The organism is Methanolapillus africanus (genome assembly GCF_032714475.1).
In the GTDB taxonomy this organism is placed as follows: domain Archaea; phylum Halobacteriota; class Methanosarcinia; order Methanosarcinales; family Methanosarcinaceae; genus Methanolapillus; species Methanolapillus africanus.
Window position 1 is genome coordinate 64,756 of sequence record NZ_JAWDKD010000021.1, and the last position, 21,967, is coordinate 86,722.

General features: G+C 45.9%; 22 protein-coding genes. 18 read left to right on the plus strand and 4 right to left on the minus strand.

What is annotated here, in order from left to right:
* Positions 1 to 214 precede the first annotated feature (214 nt).
* The 3 genes from MsAg5_RS07720 (at position 215) to MsAg5_RS07730 (ending at position 3,854) form a co-directional block, all read left to right on the plus strand.
* Positions 215 to 1,714, plus strand: coding sequence for a COG1361 S-layer family protein (locus tag MsAg5_RS07720; protein WP_338100047.1), 1,500 nt, complete (start codon positions 215 to 217; stop codon positions 1,712 to 1,714).
* 12 nt (positions 1,715 to 1,726) lie between these two features.
* Positions 1,727 to 2,977, plus strand: a complete 1,251-nt coding sequence (locus MsAg5_RS07725) for an ABC transporter permease (protein WP_338100048.1) — start codon at positions 1,727 to 1,729, stop codon at positions 2,975 to 2,977.
* A 385-nt stretch (positions 2,978 to 3,362) separates the two neighbouring features.
* Positions 3,363 to 3,854 carry a ferritin gene (locus tag MsAg5_RS07730; RefSeq protein WP_338100049.1) on the plus strand — a complete coding sequence of 164 codons (492 nt, stop codon included), beginning with the start codon at positions 3,363 to 3,365 and terminating at the stop codon, positions 3,852 to 3,854.
* A 384-nt stretch (positions 3,855 to 4,238) separates the two neighbouring features.
* Here MsAg5_RS07730 and MsAg5_RS07735 read toward each other — a convergent pair whose 3' ends face one another.
* Positions 4,239 to 4,796, minus strand: a complete 558-nt coding sequence (locus MsAg5_RS07735) for a nitroreductase family protein (RefSeq protein ID WP_338100050.1) — start codon at positions 4,794 to 4,796, stop codon at positions 4,239 to 4,241.
* Positions 4,797 to 4,958: 162 nt separating this feature from the next.
* Between MsAg5_RS07735 and MsAg5_RS07740 the strand changes: the two genes are divergently transcribed.
* Together MsAg5_RS07740 and MsAg5_RS07745 are read left to right on the plus strand one after the other, a co-directional pair.
* The gene (locus MsAg5_RS07740) at positions 4,959 to 5,552 is read left to right on the plus strand and encodes a zinc-ribbon domain-containing protein (RefSeq protein WP_338100051.1); all 594 of its coding nucleotides are present in this window, start codon (positions 4,959 to 4,961) and stop codon (positions 5,550 to 5,552) included.
* Between the two features lie 23 nt (positions 5,553 to 5,575).
* Positions 5,576 to 6,076 (plus strand): zinc-ribbon domain-containing protein, encoded by a 501-nt coding sequence (locus MsAg5_RS07745; protein ID WP_338100052.1) that lies wholly within the window; start codon positions 5,576 to 5,578, stop codon positions 6,074 to 6,076.
* 499 nt (positions 6,077 to 6,575) lie between these two features.
* Here MsAg5_RS07745 and MsAg5_RS07750 read toward each other — a convergent pair whose 3' ends face one another.
* The gene (locus MsAg5_RS07750; protein ID WP_338100053.1) at positions 6,576 to 7,325 is read right to left on the minus strand and encodes a phosphoglycolate phosphatase; all 750 of its coding nucleotides are present in this window, start codon (positions 7,323 to 7,325) and stop codon (positions 6,576 to 6,578) included.
* Positions 7,326 to 7,609: 284 nt separating this feature from the next.
* Between MsAg5_RS07750 and MsAg5_RS07755 the strand changes: the two genes are divergently transcribed.
* The 6 genes from MsAg5_RS07755 to thpR all read left to right on the plus strand — a co-directional run bounded on the left by MsAg5_RS07755 (position 7,610) and on the right by thpR (position 13,068).
* Positions 7,610 to 9,169: an aminotransferase class I/II-fold pyridoxal phosphate-dependent enzyme gene (locus MsAg5_RS07755; protein WP_338100054.1), complete on the plus strand. Its 1,560-nt coding sequence runs from the start codon at positions 7,610 to 7,612 to the stop codon at positions 9,167 to 9,169.
* Between the two features lie 87 nt (positions 9,170 to 9,256).
* Entirely contained in the window at positions 9,257 to 10,285 is a 1,029-nt protein-coding gene (locus MsAg5_RS07760) for a cobalamin biosynthesis protein (RefSeq protein ID WP_338100055.1), read from the plus strand.
* A gap of 64 nt (positions 10,286 to 10,349) precedes the next feature.
* On the plus strand, positions 10,350 to 10,952 hold the full coding sequence (locus tag MsAg5_RS07765; RefSeq protein ID WP_338100056.1) for a phosphatidylglycerophosphatase A family protein: 603 nt from the start codon (positions 10,350 to 10,352) through the stop codon (positions 10,950 to 10,952).
* Positions 10,949 to 11,845, plus strand: coding sequence for an adenosylcobinamide-GDP ribazoletransferase (locus MsAg5_RS07770; RefSeq protein ID WP_338100057.1), 897 nt, complete (start codon positions 10,949 to 10,951; stop codon positions 11,843 to 11,845). The genes MsAg5_RS07765 and MsAg5_RS07770 overlap by 4 nt, the downstream gene beginning before the upstream one ends.
* Positions 11,833 to 12,465, plus strand: coding sequence for an NTP transferase domain-containing protein (locus MsAg5_RS07775; protein ID WP_338100058.1), 633 nt, complete (start codon positions 11,833 to 11,835; stop codon positions 12,463 to 12,465). The genes MsAg5_RS07770 and MsAg5_RS07775 overlap by 13 nt, the downstream gene beginning before the upstream one ends.
* Before the next feature lie 69 nt (positions 12,466 to 12,534).
* Complete coding sequence (gene thpR, locus MsAg5_RS07780; protein WP_338100059.1) at positions 12,535 to 13,068, plus strand: RNA 2',3'-cyclic phosphodiesterase; 534 nt, start codon at positions 12,535 to 12,537, stop codon at positions 13,066 to 13,068.
* A gap of 961 nt (positions 13,069 to 14,029) precedes the next feature.
* Here the strand turns inward: thpR and MsAg5_RS07785 are convergent.
* Positions 14,030 to 14,842, minus strand: a complete 813-nt coding sequence (locus tag MsAg5_RS07785; protein ID WP_338100060.1) for a helix-turn-helix transcriptional regulator — start codon at positions 14,840 to 14,842, stop codon at positions 14,030 to 14,032.
* A gap of 839 nt (positions 14,843 to 15,681) precedes the next feature.
* On the opposite strand from MsAg5_RS07785, the gene dapA reads away from it, so the two are divergent.
* The 7 genes from dapA to MsAg5_RS07820 all read left to right on the plus strand — a co-directional run bounded on the left by dapA (position 15,682) and on the right by MsAg5_RS07820 (position 21,522).
* Positions 15,682 to 16,563, plus strand: coding sequence for a 4-hydroxy-tetrahydrodipicolinate synthase (gene dapA / locus MsAg5_RS07790; protein ID WP_338100061.1), 882 nt, complete (start codon positions 15,682 to 15,684; stop codon positions 16,561 to 16,563).
* Positions 16,564 to 17,367 carry a 4-hydroxy-tetrahydrodipicolinate reductase gene (gene dapB, locus MsAg5_RS07795; RefSeq protein ID WP_338100062.1) on the plus strand — a complete coding sequence of 268 codons (804 nt, stop codon included), beginning with the start codon at positions 16,564 to 16,566 and terminating at the stop codon, positions 17,365 to 17,367.
* Positions 17,368 to 17,530: 163 nt separating this feature from the next.
* A complete protein-coding gene (pheA, locus tag MsAg5_RS07800; protein ID WP_338100063.1) occupies positions 17,531 to 18,436 on the plus strand; it encodes a prephenate dehydratase in 906 nt (301 codons plus the stop codon).
* A 180-nt stretch (positions 18,437 to 18,616) separates the two neighbouring features.
* Entirely contained in the window at positions 18,617 to 19,834 is a 1,218-nt protein-coding gene (locus tag MsAg5_RS07805; protein WP_420847003.1) for a phosphoglycerate kinase, read from the plus strand.
* Between the two features lie 119 nt (positions 19,835 to 19,953).
* The gene (locus MsAg5_RS07810) at positions 19,954 to 20,553 is read left to right on the plus strand and encodes a TIGR00296 family protein (RefSeq protein WP_338100065.1); all 600 of its coding nucleotides are present in this window, start codon (positions 19,954 to 19,956) and stop codon (positions 20,551 to 20,553) included.
* A gap of 60 nt (positions 20,554 to 20,613) precedes the next feature.
* The gene (locus tag MsAg5_RS07815) at positions 20,614 to 21,048 is read left to right on the plus strand and encodes a VOC family protein (protein WP_338100066.1); all 435 of its coding nucleotides are present in this window, start codon (positions 20,614 to 20,616) and stop codon (positions 21,046 to 21,048) included.
* 66 nt (positions 21,049 to 21,114) lie between these two features.
* Positions 21,115 to 21,522, plus strand: a complete 408-nt coding sequence (locus MsAg5_RS07820) for an iron chaperone (RefSeq protein WP_338100067.1) — start codon at positions 21,115 to 21,117, stop codon at positions 21,520 to 21,522.
* A 12-nt stretch (positions 21,523 to 21,534) separates the two neighbouring features.
* Here MsAg5_RS07820 and MsAg5_RS07825 read toward each other — a convergent pair whose 3' ends face one another.
* Positions 21,535 to 21,903, minus strand: a complete 369-nt coding sequence (locus tag MsAg5_RS07825; protein ID WP_338100068.1) for a hypothetical protein — start codon at positions 21,901 to 21,903, stop codon at positions 21,535 to 21,537.
* Positions 21,904 to 21,967: the final 64 nt, after the last annotated feature.

The following is a 21,967-nucleotide window of genomic DNA, read 5'->3' on the forward strand; positions in this document are numbered from 1 at the left end:
GGACGGATTGTATAAGGACAAATTGTATACATTACCGTTAGAAATAAATAAGGTGGATTTTATTGTTCACCTCAAAGATTTATTTGGTTAACAAATCAAGAGATTGATAGCAAATAAACCTATCGGTAAACTTCGGTAAAACAACTTGGTTTGAAAAAACCAATACCGGACAATGTAACCGGAATGTCCCCCAGATGAATCAAATGGTGAAAATATGTTTCAAAAACAAATCGATACCCTGAAAATAAAAAAAGAACAACAAACAGATCAACCTCTGAAAAACGCCTCCAAAAATAAAAAATTCTCAACGATCGCGATCCTTCTGCTGATCGCCGCCATTTATGTCGCCGGATTTTCCGGCATGGCCGGTGCGGCAAGCCCATCCTTGAAATTAACGATGATTGAACAGGATCCGTATCCGGCGCAGCCCGGCGAGCAACTCCGCGTGTGGATCCAGGCGGAAAATGTCGGATCAGGGACGCTTGAAAACGTCACCATTCGAATCGTTCAAAATTCCCCGTTCTCCATCAGTTCGGGCGACTCTTCTAAAACCTACAGCTACATTTATTCCGGGTCTAAAGTGTACAACGAATTCTTCTTATCGGTTGCTAACGACGCGACCAAAGGCCCCCGGGATTTAAAAGTTCAATACCGCATTGACGACGGCAACTGGATTGAAACCACCTTTTCCATCAATATCGGCGGCGTCATTGACTCGGACAGCAAAGGAACGCTGATTGTGGAAAACGTGACCAGCGACCCGGGCGTTTTCATGCCGGGCGACTCCGGTATTGTTTGGGTGACGCTCAAAAACAACGCCACCAGTCCGACCGTGACAATTTCCAATAAAACATACGAAACGACCGCTCGCATCCAATCCATTGACCTGTATTCGACCGACGACATCGTCGTGACCAGCATGGCGATGGACGATTTGGGAATTATCGCCGCCGGCGACACCATAAAAGTTCCGTTCAGAATCACGGTTCCCGAAAATATGACGGACGGCACATACCTCCTCACACTGAACGTCACCGCCGGCTCTTACCAATACAACATCAAACGCACCGTTGAAATCAAAGTGGATTCGGACGGCATCAAATCGATTCAATCAGGCGAACCGAGAATGAACGGCACCAATACGACGATTGAAATCGATATTGTCAATTACCACCAGGGCGCCGTCCGCGGCGTGACCGTGATTCCGGAAGCGGAAGGCATGACATTCTATCCGTCGGAATACTTCATCGGCGAAATGGATCCGGACGACCTTTATACGGCGAAATTTAATGTGAAAAACACAGGTACCGGATTCGGCAACTCAAGCAACGCAACCGGAATGGCAGGCGGTCAATCGATTACACTTCAAACGATTTATTACAACGGCGACAACGCGCATGAAGATGTGTCCACCATATCGATGTCGACGGTGAGCATGCAAAATCCCGGACAACAAACCGGCGGCGGCATGTTCACGCTCAAAAATATCGCCATCGTGGTGATTGTTCTTTTGATTGCAGCGTTCGGTGCGAATTATTATCTCAAAAAGAAGAAAAACACAACGCTTTCCGACTACTCCAAAGAAAAATTCCAAAACGGCAAAACCAAATTCAATGATTGGAAACAAAAGAGAGCGGATGCAAAACAGACCAAACAGCAGGCCAAGCAACAAAACAAACAGCAAGATGAACAACAAAACAAGCAACAAAAATAAGCGGTGAGATCTATGATCAGCATCGCACATAGCTCGAAAATGGCGGTCGAGAGCCTACGAAGCTCAAAAATGAGATCGGCATTGACGGCGCTTGGAATTATCATCGGCATCGCGGCCGTTGTCGCGACTTTCACATTCGGTTCCAGTTTCGGCGCCTACATGGAAAGTCAAATCAGCAGCGAAGGGTCCAACTACATCAGCATTTCGGCGACGCAGGAGAATATTTTCTTCGACCAGCAAGTGGACATCGTCGCGGACACGCCGGGCGTTGCCTCGGCAACGCCGCACCTCAGTAAATCAGGAACGCTTGAGTACATGGGGGAGTCCAGAAATTATACGATCAGCGGAACAAAAGAAGAATATGCGGAAGCGGCGGATCTTCCGATGTATGAAGGCAACTTCTTCACGGACAAAGACGTTTACACGGCCGTCATTGGTAAAAGCATTGCGAAAGACGCGTTTAAAAACGAAATCAGTTCAAGAAGCACAATCGAGCTGACTGTTTTTAACGAACAGACGCGCGAATATGTCACGAAGAAATTCAAAGTTTCCGGCATCGTCGGCGAAGACGACACCTCTTTGGTCGGGCGGACCAGCAGCTCAAATGTGATCATCATTCCGGCCGAAACGCTCAAAAACATGAGCGGAAAGGATGACTACCAAATGATTTTTGCGGTGACGGAATCCGAAGACAACGTTTCGGAAGTTGCCGACGAAGTTGAAGAACGGCTGGCCCGAAGCGTCGGCGTTTCCGACCGGGAGTTGCGGAACACAAGTGAATATGATTCAGCCGGCGGCTTTGGAGGCGGCGGCAAGATTCCGTTCATCATTTTCAACCAGGCGGATATGCTGGAACAAGTCGGCAGCATCACGAATACGCTGGAACTGTTTCTGATCGGCATCGGCGGCATTTCACTTGTTGTCGGTTCCATCGGCATTATGAATATCATGCTGGTGACAGTGACGGAGCGGACGAAAGAAATCGGAACCTTAAAAGCACTCGGCTATTCCGCCCGCGACGTTTTGTCGCTCTTTATCGTGGAGTCGGTGATCATCAGTGTGCTTGGCGGCGCCGCCGGCGTGGCGCTCGGACTTTCGGTCGCATACGTCGGGTCGGGTTATCTCGGAATTCCGCCCGTCATTCCGATGTCAACCGTGGTTGCAGGCATCGGCGTGTCCGCCGTCATCGGCGTCTTTGCAGGCGTTTATCCGGCCAACAAAGCGGCCAGAATGGATCCGGTGGAAGCGTTAAGAAAAGACTGACGGAAAGGAAAAAGAATCGAAAAATTAAAACGGAAAAACAAAAAGAAAAGACTGACGGAAAGGAAAAAGAATCGAAAAATTAAAACGGAAAAACAAAAAGAAAAGACTGACGGAAAGGAAAAAGAATCGAAAAATCAAAACGGAAAATCAAAAAGAAAAAGAGTCAAAAATGGAAAAACAAAAGGAAATAGAGTCGAAAACGAAGGAATCAAAATAAAAACAAATGAAATAAAAACAAAATTTAAAGGAAAAAACAGGAGGTGACAATCCAAAAAACAAACAATATAAACAAAGGGATAAAAATTATTATGATACGAATCAGATTTATATAATAGTAAATATAATATATACAGGTGTTAACTCTGCTTATGCAGGAGGAATAAAAATGATCAAAAAAACCGTTTTAAAAGAACTCAACGATCAACTCAACAGAGAACTGTATGCGGCTTATCTTTACTTAGGCATGGCATCCAAATGTACCGAAATGAACCGCCCGGGCTACGCCCACTGGTTAAAGGAACAAGCGGAAGAAGAAATTGAACACGCCATGAAATTCTACGACTACATCCACGACCAATGCGAAGTTGTTGAATTGGCGGCCGTCGACAAACCGGCTCTCAAAGGAAAGACCCTCCTCGACTTCTTCAAGCAGGCGCATGAACATGAAAAATTGGTGACCGACTACATCAACAAACTCATGGACCTTTCCGTCAAAGAAAAAGACTATGCGACCCAAGTCTTCCTTCAATGGTTCATCACCGAACAAATTGAAGAAGAATCTCAAACAGAAGCCATTGTCGAAGCTCTTCAAGCATGCGGCGACGATGCCTCAGCTCTTTACATGCTCGGAAAGCACTTGGCCAAAAGAGAAGACTAATTTTATTTGAAAATTAATTCTTAAAAATAAAGCCGGCATTCATTTGAAAGCCGGCTTCCAATCTATTTTTCTATTTTGAATTTCAGTTTGCACCGACAGGTGACTGTTTTTAGAATACGGTTTGCACCAACTGTTTCCAACAATACAGATATTTCCTAATCCGATTTGCACCTGCAGTTGACTGTTCCAACTGCATCTGCTGCCACTGTATCCAATCCAAATAATCGGATTCCGCTTAAACAGACGCTTTGCGTCTGTTTAAGCGGGATGGTTTGCTTGAAATATTGCAAAAGTGACCCGCGATTTTTGGCGGAAACCTGAAAAATGTGTTGCGATAACGCGCGCGTATGCCGCCGCCCAAAAAAAAACAGATTCGAGAATCAATTATTTGTCAGAATATTTTTCCCAAAAAATGATCTCGTCCAAATTTTTCCGGTCTGTCCTTTCATTTCCGGAAACAGCCTCTTGTTTTTCCAGGCGCCCGACGGCAATGACGGCCATCAATTCATAGCTGTCCGGCGTCGCCAAAATCTCCGAAACCTGATCCTTGTTTTTCAGAATTTCGCCCAGCCAGACCGCCCCGAGATTCATCGAATGCGCGGCCAGCAAGATGTTTTCAAAGCCGGCGCCCAACGCCGCAATATCTTTTTCGCGATGGTAAGACGCCGATATGTCCAAAAATCCGGCGATCAAGAGCGGCGCGGTTTTGACGATTTCGGCATAATGCGTGAGCCCGGAAAGCTGCTGTTTTGTTTCGGCGTTTTGAATCAAAATGTAACGCCACGGCTGATTGTTCAAGCCTGACGGCGCAAACCGCGCGCATTCCATCAGCGTCAAGATTTCGTCATCGGAAAGGGAATCCGCCGTATATTGCCGAACGCTTCGCCGCGTCAAAATGGTCCGGACGGTTTCGTTTTCAATTATTTTTTTGGAATCTGTCATATTTATCTCCCGTTACAGATACTGAATAAATGCCATTTAAATAAATTTATATCAAATGGTCGTTTAATATTTAATGAATTACTGTGGGTAAGAAAAGAACATGAGATTCATGAAACAAAAGACAGAGTTATAATTTTATAAACCACAATCAAAAGGATCATTATGTCTGAAAATTACTGTTCCAACTGCGGCAGCAAAATCGAGGAAAACGCCGCTATTTGTACCAACTGCGGCATGCCGCTTAAGAAAACACCCTACGGAAACCCGCCCGAACCGCCGAAATCCGACGAGCCGTCCGCGGAAAAACCGCCGGCTGTCGACGCCGAGCTCGTGAGCGAACCCAAAACGGACGGAAACGCCAAACAAGGCAGCTCCAAATCGCAATCACAGTCCCAATCGCAATCATCCTCAACCGTACCGCCGAAGAAAAGCGATAAAATTCCGTTCTTATCCTTGATTTTGTCCTTCTTCTGGACCGGTCTCGGACAGCTTTACAACGGTCAATTCTGGCGCGGCATCGCTTTCATGATATTGGTGCCGATCGGAACGCTGTTTTTGATTGTTCCCGGATTGATCATTTGGATTTACGGCATGTACGACGCTTACACACAAGCCGAAAAGATGAATAAAGGCGAAGTTCCGTATTCGGAAGCAAAACTGTGGGAAATTTTGGTCTTCATTCTGTTCCCGTTCATCATCGCAGCCATTCTCATCGTTTTGATAATGTTGCTCATGATTCCGTTTATGATCATTTAAGTTAAAAGAAAGGAAAATCCGAAATGCCAAACTATTGTTCCAACTGCGGAAACGCCCTTCCGAAAAACGCCGAAAACTGTCCGAATTGCGGCGCCGCCGCCGGCCCCACGGCAAAAAAGCCGTTTATGGAATCCCTCAAGGAATCCTGGGACACTTTTATTTCCCAAAAAGAACCGTTTGCCGCCGCCATTTTTTCCGTCTTTATGTCGGGGCTCGGACAGCTTTACAACGGCGAATTCGCGAAAGCCGTTTGCATTCAAGTGGCAGCAATCATTTTGTCCGTCATCGGTATTTTCATTTGGCCGATTCTGGTCATCGATTTGATCGTTTGGGTGTGGAGCGTTTACGACGCCTACAAAACCGCTGAAAAAATGAGAAACGGCCAAAAACCGGCCAAGATCCCGAAATGGTCGGAAATTCTCGTTTATTTCCTGTGGCCATTTTTGGTCATCGGTTTTATCGTGATCATCGCCATTATCATTTTGATGATTGTCGGCATCGCCGGATTCGCCGCTTTTATTTAACCGGATGAGAATCCGGTTTTCCTTTTTTTCTGTTTTTGTTTTTTAAATTCGGTTTTTCGGCTTGTATTTCTGTTTTTAGATTTCAGTTTGCATCGACAGGTGACTGTTTTCAGATTGCAGATTGTACCGACAGGTGATAGTTTTTAGATTGCAGATTGTACCGACAGGTGACTGTTTTCAGATTGCTGATTGCACCTACAGGTGACTGTTTTCAGATTTCAGATTGCATCGACAGGTGACTGTTTTTAGATTTCAGATTGCATCTGCTGTTTCCAACAATACACATGATTCCTAATCCAATTTACACCTACGGATAACTATTCCAATCATAATCATGTGCCATATCCGCTTAAACAGACGCTGTGCGTCTGTTTAAGCGGGATGGTTTGCTTGGGAATAAAGTCGGAAAATGAAATGAACCACCGTGTTTAAAAAACGCAAAAGGAAAAAGTATCGCCATAACGCGCGCGCATGCCGCCCGCAAAAAAAGAAAATGAAATTATAATTTCAACTTCAAAGCGCCGGCTTTCTCAAGCGCCAAAACCGCTTGGGCAAAACCGTCGCCGAATTTTTCGTCCAGAACAATATCGGCTTCTTTTTTCACGTAATCGGGGGCATTCGCCACCACAAAAGACATACCGGCCGCATGAAACATTTCAATGTCGTTCGCGGAATCGCCGATGACAACGATGTTTTCGGGCGTTATGCCGTACATGTCCGCGATTTGTTTGAGCGCGGTGCCTTTGTTGATGTTTTTGCCGACCAAATGCGCGGCGTATTTTGCGTCCACTATCGACAGATTCGAAAATCCGGAAATAACATGGCGCGCCTTTTCAATGTCGAACGTTTTGGAAAAAGCGATATCCGTTTGACGGTCGTATGAATCAAAAACAAAGAAATCGAAATGCTCCTGCAAAACGGCCAAAGCCTCCCGCATTTCCGGCAAATAGGAATTGTTGATCACCGGAACACCGTCGTGCTCTTCGAGAACGATGCCGCCGTTCTCCGCGATGACCGGCGCGTTCGTCCGAAGAGCCTTCGCAATCGCGCGGGTAAAACAAAGCGTGTTGCCGGAGGCCAGCACAATCGGGATTTTGTCGGAAAATTCCTGAATGACTTTGGCGGCGGACAATGACAAACTGCGGTCGTCTTCGGTAATCGTCCCGTCAATGTCGGAAACAATCACGGAAAAAGAGCCCGGAAGTGCACGGGAACGAATCTGCAAAGCCAAATCATCCAAATCAGACATGGAAAAGTAAAGAACGGAAAACCATAAAAATGTTTCACAAAAGGAAAAAACGGACCTCTTTTTTGAAAAACTTTAAAAGCCGGCGGCGTCACGCGCACGCACGGCGCCGGCAAAAAACAAAAAAACCAAAATGATGTCAAAATAAATCAAAATGAAAAAAAGAATGGACTAAAAAAGAACGGAATATCATAATCAGCCGTCCAAAAAACAATTAAAATGAACCAAAAAGCAATCAAATATGAACAGCTTAATATAGGTTCAAAAACAATAAACAAAAGATTTTCGTGACCAAAAAAGCATCCCACCCGCTCAAAGAAAATATCCGAAACTTGAAATGCTGCTTTCACGGCGGCTTGATTAAGGAAAATTCGGAGAAATACAACATTCCCGAGCAGGATATATTAGATTTTTCCGCCAACCTCAACCCGTTCGGAACGCCTTTCGACCATCCGGAATACGGTTTGGACTACATGCAGCTTGCAGCGGACGCCTTAAAAGAATCCGTCAACTATCCGGACAACCGCTATTTAGAATTCAGAAATGCAGCGGCGTCTTTTTTAAACAAACCCAACATCACTTTTGAAAACATCATTCCCGGAAACGGTTCCACCGAAATTATCCGGCTGTTTTGCCAGTGCGTTCTCGACGAAGGCGATAAAGTCATTATTCCGTACCCGACATTCGGAGAATACGAGATTCAATGCCGTCTTCAGAATGCCGAAATCATTTACGTGCCGACAAAATCCATTTACGATTTGACGGAAGAGGAACTTTCCGCCGCTAAAATCATTTTTATTTGCAACCCGAACAATCCGACCGCCGTTCTCAGAAAACGAGAGGATTTGCTCCAACTCGCCAAAAAATGCGCACGCGCCAAAACGGTTCTCTTTATGGACGAAGCGTTCATCGAACTGTCCGATCCGGAAGAAAGCTTGTGCGACATTGCCGCTGAAAATGATTATGTTTTCGTCATGCGGTCATTGACCAAATGTTTCGCGCTTCCCGGCGTTCGCCTGGGATTCGGCGTCGCGTCAAAAAACATTGCCGACGCTTTAAACCGGGCGCGGCTTTCATGGAACTTAAGCCCGCTTCAGGAAAAAATGGGCGCAGCGTTTTTGTCCATGCCGGGCGGCGTCAACTCCGATTATCTTCAAAAATCCCGGGAAATGATTCTCGGGGAAGCCAACTATTTGAAAGACGAATTGTCCAAAGTTTGGGGATTTGAGCCGGGCGTGGCGACAACCAATTACCTGCTCATCGATATCAGCAAGCGGACGCTTGATTCGTCGGCGATGGCCGCCCGGTTTGCCGGGCACGGCATTCTGATCCGCGATTGTATCTCATTCAAAGGTCTCGAAACCGACTACATACGGATTGCCGTCCGAACCCGCGACGAAAACGTCCGGTTCGTCCAAACCGTTTCCAAAGTTTTTGACGAATGGGCCAAAGAGTTCGCGGAATACGAACTTCAAAACACGCTGGCCAATCACAAAAGAGGCGGACGGCAAAACGAACGCGAAACGTGCGGCTATTATCCGTGCCACTTTGAAGGACAAGACTGCACCTTCTGCTACTGCCCGTTTTATCCGTGCGGCGACGAGCGGACCGGCGGCACCTATGTCTACAGCACCAAACGCAACGGCAAAATCTGGAGCTGTACCGATTGCTACATCCCGCACATCTCGTCCGTCGTGGATAAAATGCTGGACGGCCTGATGGAAGACGGCGAAACGGAAGACCTGCTCAAAAAAGAATGGCAGGAGATTATCGTTCCGATTCTGGAAGAAAGAGACGATAATACCATTTTGGCATACTGCCGGAAAATAAAAGCGGATAAAAAATAATTCGCCTATCATTTATTTTTCATTTTTTTAAATAATAACAAGACCCCCTGAGACGGAGGAACCCTTATACTTTCATATTCAGCAACAATGGCCCTCACGGAAATCACCGCTTATTTACAGAACATGTTTTCCTATTCGTTCACGGAACTGATTTGTATTCTGTTGCTGGCCATTCTCATTGATTTGATTCTCGGGGAACCGCCCGAAAAGATCCATCCGGTCGTTTGGATCGGAACCGTGATTCAATTCTTTAAGAACCGGATTCCGAAAAATCATCAAAAATTCTACGGCGTCGTGATGGCCGTCACCACAATTTTGTTTGCCGGAGCGGTTGCCTTTGCCGTCGTCTGGTTCTCCCACTTATACTTCCTGCCGACGTTTGTCGGCGTGATTATTCAAGCGTGGTTCCTCAAAGCCACGTTCGCCGTCAAATGCATGATGTCGCCGGCCAAAGAAATGAAGAAAAAACTCAATCAAGACGACTTGGACGTCGTTCGGGACGAACTCAAAACATACGTCAGCCGGGACACATCCAAACTCAGCAAACCGCAGATCATGTCGGCGATTATTGAATCCATTTCGGAAAATTATGTGGATTCGATTTTGTCCCCGATATTGTTCTTCGCCGTTTTCGGACCGCTCGGGCTCGTTGCCGCATACATGTTCAAAGCGGCGAGCACCTTGGATTCCATGGTCGGCTACAAAACCGAAAAATACATCAACGTCGGCTGGTTTTCCGCCCGTTTCGACGATGTGACCAATTGGATTCCGGCCCGGCTGTCGCCGATATTTATTGCGGCCGGCGCCGTATTTTCCAACCTTGCGATTGGAAACGGCAAAGACATGGAAAAACTGTATGCGAAAGACGGTTTTAAATTGGCGTTGGCGGAAAACAAAACGACGGCGTCGCCGAACTCGGGCTGGCCGATGGCCGCTGCCGCCGGAACGCTGCACATCCGTTTTGAAAAACCGGACAATTATGTGATCGGCGGTCAATACCGCGAACCGGTTTTGCGGGACATCGACCGGGTTTCCGTTCTGATTATGGCGACGTCCGTTTTGTCCGGAATCATCGCCTGCCTATTGATTTATATTTTATACGGACTCTTATTCTAAGAAACGAGACGAAAACGGAAAACAAAAAATGGGAACTAAAGATTGAAAACTTGAGGGGGAAACGATGAAACGATCAAACATTGACGAGGGATTCCAAAAGAATCAGCCTGCAGCAATCGAGACGCAGTCGTCTGAAAATATTATGAATTACCTCAACGCGCGCGGCATTGAGTATGCGGATTTGGAAGCGACCGCAATGGAATTTTATGTGCCGCATCCGGGCCTTGAGACGCCCGAAAAAGCGAAAGCGGTATTCGAACGGGAATTCCAATACGCAATGGCCGACCCAAACTTGCAGATGCTGATTTATGCGGCGGTTCTGTTGGAACAAGAAGGCGAAAAAGGAAAATTGCCGGGCGTCAGCCGCGATTCTTTTGAAAAAGATTTGTCGTTTATCATCGCTGATGAAATTTTGGGCGAGGCCGTTGCCGATTACATTGCCGGCAGCAAAGGACGGTTTGAATTTGTGCGTTTCGACAAAAACAAGCCGGGCATTTTAAAAACACTGGGACCGTTTATGGACGACATCATCGGCGGGCTTTTGGGTGGCGTTTCCGCGAATATGTATTCCCGGGCCATGTTTGAATTTGAGGAAGAACAGAACGAAAAGCAAAAGAACGGGAACGGAAAACAAAAAACAGAACAAAAACCGGAGGAGAAGAAATGAGTTTTTGGTCGGCTTTAAAAGCCGGGTTCGGATTTTTATCGATTTTACCGGTCGGCATTACGATGGAAGGCATCGAAGAGCTCATGAATAAGCTTTACTTCTATCCGATCACGGGCGCGCTTCTCGGGATTTTGATCGGCATCTGCGCGTTTGTTTTTGAACTTATTTTGCCATCGCCGTTGACGGTTATTGCAATTATTTTGACGATTTACGGACTGACCTGGTTTAATCATTTGGACGGCATTGCCGACATGGGCGACGGCATGACGGCGCACGGTTCTTTGGAAAAGAAAAGAAAAGCGCTCAAAGATATGGCGCTCGGCGTCGGCGGCGTCGCCTGCGCGGCGTTGCTGTTGCTTTCTCTGTACGCGTCGATTGCGTCGTTGGAATCTGCCGCGGTTCTTTTTGAACCGTTTGCGGCGGAATGGAATATGTATCTGTTCGGATTGTTGTCGGTTCTGACGGAAATACTGCCGGCTTATTTGTCAACCGGCGCGGTGCTTGCCGTTTCAGTTGCTGCTGTTGTCACGCTGACGGCCGTTGTGGCGGAAACGTTGTCCAAACAATCGATGCTGACAATTGCCACATTCGGGAAACCGTTTTCGGAAGGACTCGGTTCGATGACGATGAAAGGCGGTACGAAAAAGAATTTTGCGATCGGCATTATTTTTTCAACGGTTGTCGCGGTTCTTTCGCTGGGCGTTTTGGGGCTTTTGTGCGTGATTGTGACGACTGCTGCGGCAGGAATTGTTCTTCGGACCAGCAACCGCCACTTTGAAGGACTCAACGGCGACGGCATTGGGACGGCCAACGAAATCGGACGGATGCTGACGTTTGCAACCATGGCGGTTGTTATTTGGATATTGGGAGGCGGAATTTCATGGATGCTTTAATTATGGCGGGCGGTTTGGCGCAGCGCCTCGGCCGCATTGAGAAGTCATGCATTGACTTAAACGGGCAGCCGTTGATTTCGTACATAATCGGCGCTTTGACGGGCGCCAAGGGCATTGACCGGATTTTCGTTTCCGTGACCGAAGCGACGCCGAAGACGAAGGATTTGATTGAAAAAACGTACGAGAACATTTCCGTGATTGTCGCCAAGGAAGGCAATTACGTTCAGGATATGATTATGTCGATCATCGACGCCAAAATCACGGGACCGGTGATGGTGGTGATGTGCGATATTCCGCTGGTGGAGTCGGACATCATCGATGAAGTGATTGAAAAGTATGACGCGTGCGAGGAGCCGGCATTGTCCGTTTATGTTCCGATTGCGATTTGCAAAAAAATCGGTATTCGGCCGGACACCGTTTTTCATAAAAATACGAAATTGATCGTGCCGACCGGCATCAACATTTTGGATGCGAGCGACATTTACAATGAACAGCCGGATTACAATTTCATTGTGGACGACCCGCGTTTGGCGATGAACGTCAACACGGCGGAAGATTTGGAAAAGTGCCGGAAAATGGTGGAGATCGGAACGTTTCTGCCGGAAGATGAAACAATATAAAAACAAAGAGAATAATATTAAAAACAATAAACTAATTAAGAAAAAAATAAAAAAAGGAAAGAGAAAAGAATGATGCGTTTGTTTGTGGCGATTGATTTTCCGCCGGCAATTCGGAAACAGTTGGCTGAGATTGCCGGCGTGGTGAAAAAGAATTCCACTCAGGGCAGTTTTACGCTTGAAGAAAATATTCACCTGACGCTGGCGTTTATCGGAGAAACGGAACGGTTTGACACCGCCCGGCGCGTCATTGAGCAGATTCCGGTTCCTCTTTTTGATTTAACGCTGGAAGGGTTGGGCGTTTTTAAGCATCACGACGGCGGCATATTGTGGGTGGGTGTTCGAAAAGACGCGCCCCTGATAGATCTTCAGTCCCGTGTATACAGTGTTTTGGCGGATGCCGGATTTAATATCGACCCGCGGAGTTATATGCCGCATTTAACCCTCGCCCGCCGCACCATTTTTCAAAAGGATTTTGACTTGGAAGCATTTTCAAAATCACTTCCCCCAATTACAATTCCGGTTGCGCGAATCAGCCTGATGAAATCGGAAAGAATTGACGGAAAGCTGACATACACGGAAATGGCCTCAAACCGTCCGGCTTGAATGCGGGTGCCGGCGCGCGCGTGGCGCACACATTTTCGTTTTGGGTCAACCAAAATGATTCTCTCATTTTTTATTTTCGTCAGAAATCAGCCCATTTTTTATTTTTGAATCAATTGACCGGTTCGTCCATTTCTATTTTTGAGTTAAGCGAACAACTCATCCATTTCTATTTTTGAATCAATTGAACTATCCCGATTAAACAGACGCAAAGCGTCTGTTTAATCGGATTTCGTCAGATGAGAAGTATAATTGGAACAAGAAAAGACTGTATTGTTGGAAACAGTTGAGGAAAACGGAACAAGAAAAGACTGTATTATTGGAAACGGGTGAGGAAAACGGAACAAGAAAAGACTGTATTGTTGGAAATGGTTGAGGAAAACGGAACAAGAAAAGACTGTATTGTTGGAAACGGTTGAGGAAAACGGAACAAGAAAAGACTGTATTGTTGGAAATGGTTGAGGAAAACGGAACAAGAAAAAACTGTATTGTTGGAAACGGTTGAGGAAAAAGGGGACAGGAAAAGACTGTATTGTTGGAAACGGTTGAGAAAAACGGAACAGAAGAAGACTGTATTGTTGGAAACAGTTGCGAAAAACGGAACAGGAAAGACCTGTATTGTTGGAAACGGTTGAGGAAAAAGGGGGCAGGAAAAACTGTATTGTTGCGACCGGAGGGAGCCGTTCGCGAAGCGAACTAATAGAAACAGAGTTCCACAGCCCTTGAAAAATTCCGAGCGAAGCGATGGAATTTTTGAACTGTATTGTCAGAAACAGGCAAACCGCCCAACAAAGAGAGGACACGTGGGTTAATGAATTTAAAAAAAGAAAAAGGCGCTCTCGTTTATTCTTAAAAAAAAGATATTAAGAAGACTGTAGTTGCGACGTTGCCGTCACAACCCAGTTTTTCGTTTCTGTGTTTGAAAAAGCCGTTTTTGTTTTTAAGCAGTCGTGCTTTTCATTTATCAATCTTTGACATTTGTTTCAATTCTTCTTGCGTTGCGGCTGAAGTATTGATAGAGTTCATATCCCCAGTTGCGGGAGCGTTCGCCGGTACCGAGAATATACCGGGAGTCGAACCGTCCGTCGCTGTCAAAAAGACCCAAAAGGACAATATCGTTGGTGACGGAAATTTCCGTGATCTCAAGGCCGTCCGGAATCACAAGGAACCGAACGCGCTTCCAGTCCAAAAATTTCACGTCGTCCAGTTCGGCTTTGCCGTCGTAGACGTATTCGGAAAGAATTCTTTCGTGAACGGATTCGGAATAAATCAGAGTCAAATCGCAGCCGTTCTTCAGCATCGTGTTGTACATTTTATTGTACTGCGGCTGGAAGAAGTTGGACAGCGTCACACAGAAGGTGGCGTTGATCATGGCGGCGACGACATCGTCATTGGCGTCGAAGACGTGCGCCAAATCCGATTCCAATAATTTGCAAGGACCGACCTCTCCGATGCGGTCAAGCAAATGCGGCGGAATTCCGGATAAATCGTGTGTAGCCAGGTATTTGTGATTGTGTTCATAGACACATAAGATATTGAGCAGCCGTTTGGAATTGTTCGCAATGGCGCGCCCCATATCTGTTAGGTAGTAGACACGGTCTTTGCTTGTGATAAGATCCCATTCTTCCAGCTTCTTAATCTGAGGAATCATCGCTCCCCAATTGACGTTTAACTTATCTTTGATTTCGTCAGACGTCTGCGGACCCTCAAGAAGCAGGAGGAGTAAGTTTTTTCTCTTATCCGAAAGAAAAATCGTATCGATCAGACACGATTTCATAGTGATGTAACCTCCAAAAACATCATCGGCGAAACATTCATCCCACGGAACCGAAAAACAGCCTCAAGTATGCAAAACACATACAAACGCCGAATTGGCTCAATAACATGAATGAAAATCCCCGCACTATTTTGTTTTTTATTCGCCTTTCAGCGTAATATCAGTGCTATATTCTTTTTTTGGGAACCTTTTTAAAAAAGATAAACTGATCTGAATAAGATGATCGGTATATTATTTTTAAAAAAATGTTAAAAAATATCTTTCGATATTTCAATTTTATATCCCTGTTGTATATTGGAGAAAATATGATTTTAATCTTTCGTTTATAATTTGTAAAAAAGAGTGTAAAAAACAGAGCGATAAATGACGAAACATGATAAACCAATCGCTTGCTTGCGGATTTTATTCGAAGAACGGCAAAATCGCTTAAAATATTGAAAAACGCCGAAAGCCAACAACAATTTTGTTTTCGCCGTTTAAGCAATAATTTTAATTACATCTACCGTCAATTTTCAAAAAAACGTTTTATTTATGCCTAATAAAAATGATGAACATATTTGACTGTTGCCGTGTATGATGCCAGAGATTAATTCATATGAATGGCGCCGCACAATATGTCAAAGCAGCCCAAAATATACAATGCTGATGTCAGAATCATTTAAGTCAGAGTCATTTTAGTCAGAGTCATTTAATTAACAGACCGATGTCTCTATTATTGTCATTATTACCACAATTGTGGATGGTATTGTCATTATTAACATAATTATTGTCATTATTTTCGTATTTATGAATATTGTTGTACTTATTACGTAAAAACTGTTTACAGGTGGGTTTTTAAAATGAATCAAAAATTTCATGGCGTGATCCCGGCTTTAATTACGCCGTTTACAGCCGACAACCGGATTGATGTCGAAGGTTTCAGAAGAAATATCGAATTCGTGGAAAAAGGAGGCGTCAGCGCAATTGTTCCGTGCGGAACGACGGGCGAATCCGCCACCATGACCGCCGAAGAACATATGAAAGTCGTCGATATCGCCGTTGAAACCGCCAAAGTGCCGGTGATTGCCGGAACCGGATCCAACAACACGGAAGAAGCCGTTTTATTTACAAAACACGCGAAAGACGCCGGCGCAGCGGTGGCTTTGGTCATTACGCCTTACTACAACAAACCCACCCAAGCCGGTTTAAAAGCCCACTTTGAAAAAATCGCAAACAGTGTCGACATCCCGATTATTCTGTACAACGTGCCGTCCCGAACCAGCGTGGACATGGCCGTTTCCACCATTGCCGACTTGGCGAAGCATGAAAATATCATCGGCATCAAAGAAGCCACCGGCGACATGGGCAAAGCGTCCGAAATTCTTCACAAAACCAAGGACGACGATTTCATTTTGTTATCGGGCGACGACATTTCAACGCTCCCGTTGATGTCCATCGGCGCCACAGGCGTTATTTCCGTTGCGGCCAACATTGTCCCGCAAAAAATGTGCCAAATGGTGTCGGCGTTTGACAGCGGCAAATTAAAAGAAGCCGCCAAAATCCATGACGAGCTCACGCCGCTCATGAAATCTTTGTTTATTGAAACCAATCCGGCCCCGATTAAAACCGCCGCCGGACTCGCCGGACTCGCCGCCGGACCGCTGCGCTTGCCGCTTGTGGACATGACACCCGCCAACCTGGAGATTCTCAAGGCGGAACTCAAGAAACTTGGAGTGATTTAAATGGCAAACGACGTGCGCGCCGCCGTCATCGGCGCTTGCGGCCGGATGGGAACGCTCATTATTCAAAAAATCCAAGCGACTGAAGGCATTTGCCTGTCCGCCGCCTTTGACGTGACCAACGTCGGCAGCGATATCGGCGAAGTCATTCGCGCCGGAAAACTCGGGATTCCGGTTTCCGACCCGAAAGATTTGGCCGCGGTCATTAAAGAATCCAAAACAGACGTCGTGATCGACTTTACGGTCGCCGCCGCCACCGCCGTCAACGCGCCCGTTGCCGCCGGCGCCGGCGCGAACCTCATCATCGGAACGACCGGGCTTTCCGCCGAACAAAAAACCAATATCGTGTCGGCGATTACGAAAAACAACGTTGCTGCTGTCATTTCATCCAATTATTCCATCGGCGTCAATGTTTTCTTCAAACTTTTAAAGGAAGCGTCGCAATATTTGGGCGACTATGACATCGAAATCATCGAAGCGCACCACAACCAGAAAAAAGACGCGCCGAGCGGAACCGCCATGACGGCCGCTGAAATCATCAGCGACGCCTTGGGCGGAAAAGAATTTGCCCACGGCCGTGAAGGACTTTGCCCGCGCGGCAAAGAAATCGGCATTCACGCCGTCCGCGGCGGCGACATTGTCGGCGACCACACCGTCATGTTTATCGGCAACTCCGAACGGATTGAAATCCGGCACCAAGCGCACACCCGCGAAATTTTCGTCGGCGGCGCCGTGCGGGCGGCCGCATGGGTTTGTTCGCAAAAGAAAGGCGTTGTTTACGAAATGACCGATGTGTTAAACCTTTAAGGTCAACATTGGATCATTTCTTTTCTTCATTTTTTATTTTTGTTATGGATTGGTCTTTTGTTTTTGAATCATTATTTTTTGAATTTGTGATTTAATTTGTTATTAATTTGTATTTAATTTGTATTTAATTTGTTATTTTTCGTTGACAGATTGGAACTTCATTATGAAAATATCCGTTTTAGGCCCGGCCGGTTCATACTCTGAAAAAGCGGCGCAGCTGTTCTTTAAAAAGTGCCGCCCGGAGGTGGCCGATAAAGAATTGATTTATTCGTCCACCATTGAAAACGCTGTTTTGAGTTTGTGGGATGAGAAAAATCCGGCTGACTACGCCGTGATTCCGATTGAAAATTCCATTGAGGGCGCCGTCGGCGTCAGCATGGATCTGCTGAACGAAAAAGACGTGGCGATCGGCGCTGAAATCATCATTCGGATCGAACATTGCCTGCTTTCTCGAGAAGCGGCGCTTTCCGACATCGATGTTGTCTATTCCCATCCGCAGGGACTTTACCAATGCCGGAATTTTTTGCGGGAGAATCTCAAAAACGTCAGGTTGATTGAAACCGACAGCACGTCCAAGGCCGCGCAAATGGCGGCGGCGAATCCGAGAAGCGCGGCGATCGCTTCGGCGGAAGCGGGACGCAAATACGGCTTGAACACATTGGAAACAAATATTCAATCCGTCAAAAACAACCGGACGCGTTTTGTTTTGATTTCAAAACGAAATGAATCAAACGGTTTTATTTTCGGCGACGTTCTACAATATGTTCCGGAAAATGAATTTGAGACGGACGGGAATGGGAAGACGTATCTGAAAACGTCCGTTGTGTCGTATTTAAAGAACGACAAGCCCGGCGCCTTGTATCACATTCTCGGCGCTTTTTTTGAACACACGCTCAACTTGACGCGGATTGAGTCGCGGCCTGCGAAAAAAGAATTGGGCGACTATTGTTTTTATATTGATTTTGAAGGGGACCGGCGGGACGAAAACGTTCAAAAAGCGCTGGAAGACGCTTTGGAACAATCCGACCGGCTGAAAATGCTCGGCACGTACGGACGGCTGGCGGAATAACAAGCCGGCAAGAAAAAAGACAGGAAGGGCGGCAATCAATGGCAATCCGATTGAATCTTGGATGTTCAAATAAGATTATAAATGTTGGAACCTGTAGGAAGAAAATAATAAAATAATAAAATAAATATCTAAAAACTCAAATCAAAAACAATAAATTTGGACGAATGGACGGGGAGAGAGTTGACGAAGAATTTTTTCACGATTGATGATTTTGACGTTTCCGGAAAAACGGTTCTTTTGCGTGTGGATTTTAACGCGCCGATGAGTCCCGAAGGCAAAATTTTGGACGACGCGCGGATTAAAAGCCATGTCAAAACAATTATGGATTTAAAAGACGCGAAAGTTGTCGTTTTAGCGCACCAAAGCCGTCCCGGAAAATCTGACTTTACCACCACAAAACCGCATGCGGAAATCTTATCCAAATATCTCGGCAAAGAAGTCCGGTATGTGGACGACATTTTCGGGTCTTACGCGCGTTCCTGCATTGCGGCGATGGTTCCGGGCGACGTTATTTTACTTGAAAACGTCCGCTTCTTTTCGGAAGAATCCATGGACAGAACCGTTGAGGAACATTCCGACTCTTTTTTTGTTCAAAAATTACTCCCCTTTGTCGATTTCTACTTAAACGACGCTTTTGCTGTTTCTCACCGCTCTCATTTGTCGGTGGTCGGATTTACGGAAGATGTCAAAAGCGGTGCAGGCCGGCTGATGGAATCCGAAATTGTGAATTTGGAACGCGGACTCAACGGCGAACGCCCTTGTGTTTACGCGCTCGGCGGCTCCAAAGTGGACGATTCGCTTCACGTGGCTGAAAACGTTTTGTCCAAAGGCAGCGCCGATTCTGTTTTGTTCAGCGGCGTCGTCGGCAACGTGGTGTTGGCGGCGGCCGGATTTAACATCGGAAAGACGAACATGGATTTAATCGTCAAACTCGGATACACCGGTCAAATCGATATCGCCAAAGAAATGATTCAAAAATACGGCGACAAGGTCAAGTATCCGACGGATGTGGCGCTCAACGCCGACGGCAAACGCGTCGAAGCCAGCATTAAGGAAATGGGAAAAAGTAAATTCCCGGCGTACGACATCGGAATCGAAACCATTGTCGCTTACACGACGGAAATCGAAAATGCGGGGACCGTTATTCTGAACGGACCGGCAGGCGTGTCCGAAAACCCGGACTTTGCGATCGGAACGCACGAAATTATCCGTGCGGGAACACGCTCCAAATTCTCAATCATTGGCGGCGGACATATTTCCGCGGAAGTGAACCGTCTGGGCATGGAAGGACAATTCTCCCATATCAGCACCGGCGGCGGCGCTTGTATTGAATACTTATCCGGCGTGGAATTGCCGGGAATCGCGGCGCTTGAAAAAGCGGCGGAAAAGAAGAATTAAAGGTCATAATTAGTACCACAATCAATATCACAATCAGTATCAGAATCATCATCTTAAAATTCTGATATCGCCATCATCAGACTCTTAAAAACGGCGTCAACTCATGGAAAGGATGAATTATGTCAAAATATCACTTGTTAACGAACGAAGGGATTTTGGCCGTTAAACTGGCCCGGCAAACGATTGAAGCGATGTTAAACGATGAAAAGCCGGAGCGGATTCCGAATCTGCCGCTCAATTTTCAGGAAGACCGTGGCGTTTTCGTGACGCTGACGCTGGACAACCAACTGCGCGGCTGCATCGGTTATCCGTATCCGATTATGTCTTTTGAAAAAGCCGTCATGAAAGCCGCGATTTCGGCGGCGTTTGAAGACCCGCGCTTTTTCCCGATCGAGAAAAAAGATTTCGGCAAGGTTTGCGTCGAAGTGACGGCGCTCACGATTCCGGAAGAACTCGAACAGCCGTTTACATCTTATATCAATCAAATCCAAATCGGAAAGCACGGCCTGATGGCGGAATACCAAGACAACATCGGGCTTTTGCTGCCGCAGGTGGCGACCGAGCAGGGATGGGACGCGATTGAATTTTTGTGCCAAACGTGCCTCAAAGCCGGACTCACGCCCATGGCCTGGAAATACGGCGCCAAAGTGTACCGTTTGGAAGGACAGATTTTCCACGAAGTTGAGCCCAACGGCGAAATCGTGGAAGAGAAACTTTAATTTTTTTGTAATCGAATTTTTGAAGTTGTTATCATTATTCGTTACCGGAGGAAATGTTTTATGATCGGCGTTGAAGTGGATATGATTGTTTCCGACAGCTTAAAAGCGCTTGCTCTTTACGAAAGTGTTTTTGAAGTCGAACGAATTGAAGTCACTGACTACAAAACAGGAATGAACGAAGCCGTCTTTTCGATGTACGGCACCCGGTTCCACCTGTTGGATGAAAATCCGGATTTTCAAATGAACGCGCCCAAACCCGGCGATCCGAAACCGATGTGGATGAACGTTGTTGTTCCGAACATTCGGGAAACGTATGACAAAGCCCTGAAAGCCGGATGCGACATTGTCCAGCCCATCAACGAAATGCCGGAAATGGGCGTCATCAATGCTTTTTTTGCCGATCCGTTCGGATATTTGTGGCTGCTTCATGAAATCGTTCGCGAAGTCAGATTTGAGGAACGGATGAAGATTATGGAAAAAAACATGGGCATGTAATTGAATTTATTCATAATTCATTTATTCATTCATATTCATTTTTTATTTTATTAAAAGGTGTTTTTTGTGAGCGAACAAACCGGTCCCGCAACGATTGACGAATATATCTCAGCGCAGCCGCCCGAAATCCAATCGATTTTGAACGAATTCAGGCGGACGGTGTTGCACACCGTGCCGGACGCGTCGGAAAAGATTGCTTGGGGCATGCCTTCTTTTTCGGCTTTTGGAAGTTACGTCGCCCAATTCGCCGCCCACAAAAATCATATCGGGTTTTATCCGGGACCGGAAGCAATTGTTGTTTTCGAAAAAGAGTTGAGTAGCTTTAAAACGTCCAAGGGCGGGATTCAGTTTCCGTATGGAAAGCCGGTGCCGTATGATTTGATTGAAAAGATTGTTCAATACAATGTGGATGAAAACAAAAAGAAGATGGCGGAAAAGGAAAATCTGAAGAAGCAAAATAAAAAAACAAAATAAAAAAACTCTTTTTTACCAGAAATTTTTAAATTTCGGCATGTTGTCATCCTTTTTTGGTTCCGGATCATATTTGTGTTTGACGGCCAGGAATATGATAAAAAACAAAAGTGAACCCAATATCACCCAGACTTCGGTATACGCTCCAAAAAAAGGCCCGGCAAAGTGAAACGTGTAAAGCATCATTGAACAGAAAATGAGTCCGAAATTCCAGAATTTGGAAAGCTTCGTTGGTAAAAGACCGAGATAAGCATACGTCGCAGCGCCAATCAAAAGAGAAGTGCCGCCGTCTTCCCGTAAATAAAGCCCATAATAAATAAAATTGGAAGCCGCAATCAAAAGCAAAAAACTGAAAACATATTTTGCAAATTTCTTTTGATCCATCAGAACACCTCAATCTTGTAAAAGAAATGAGACGTTATCTTATTTGAACTTTTTTAAATTTTTG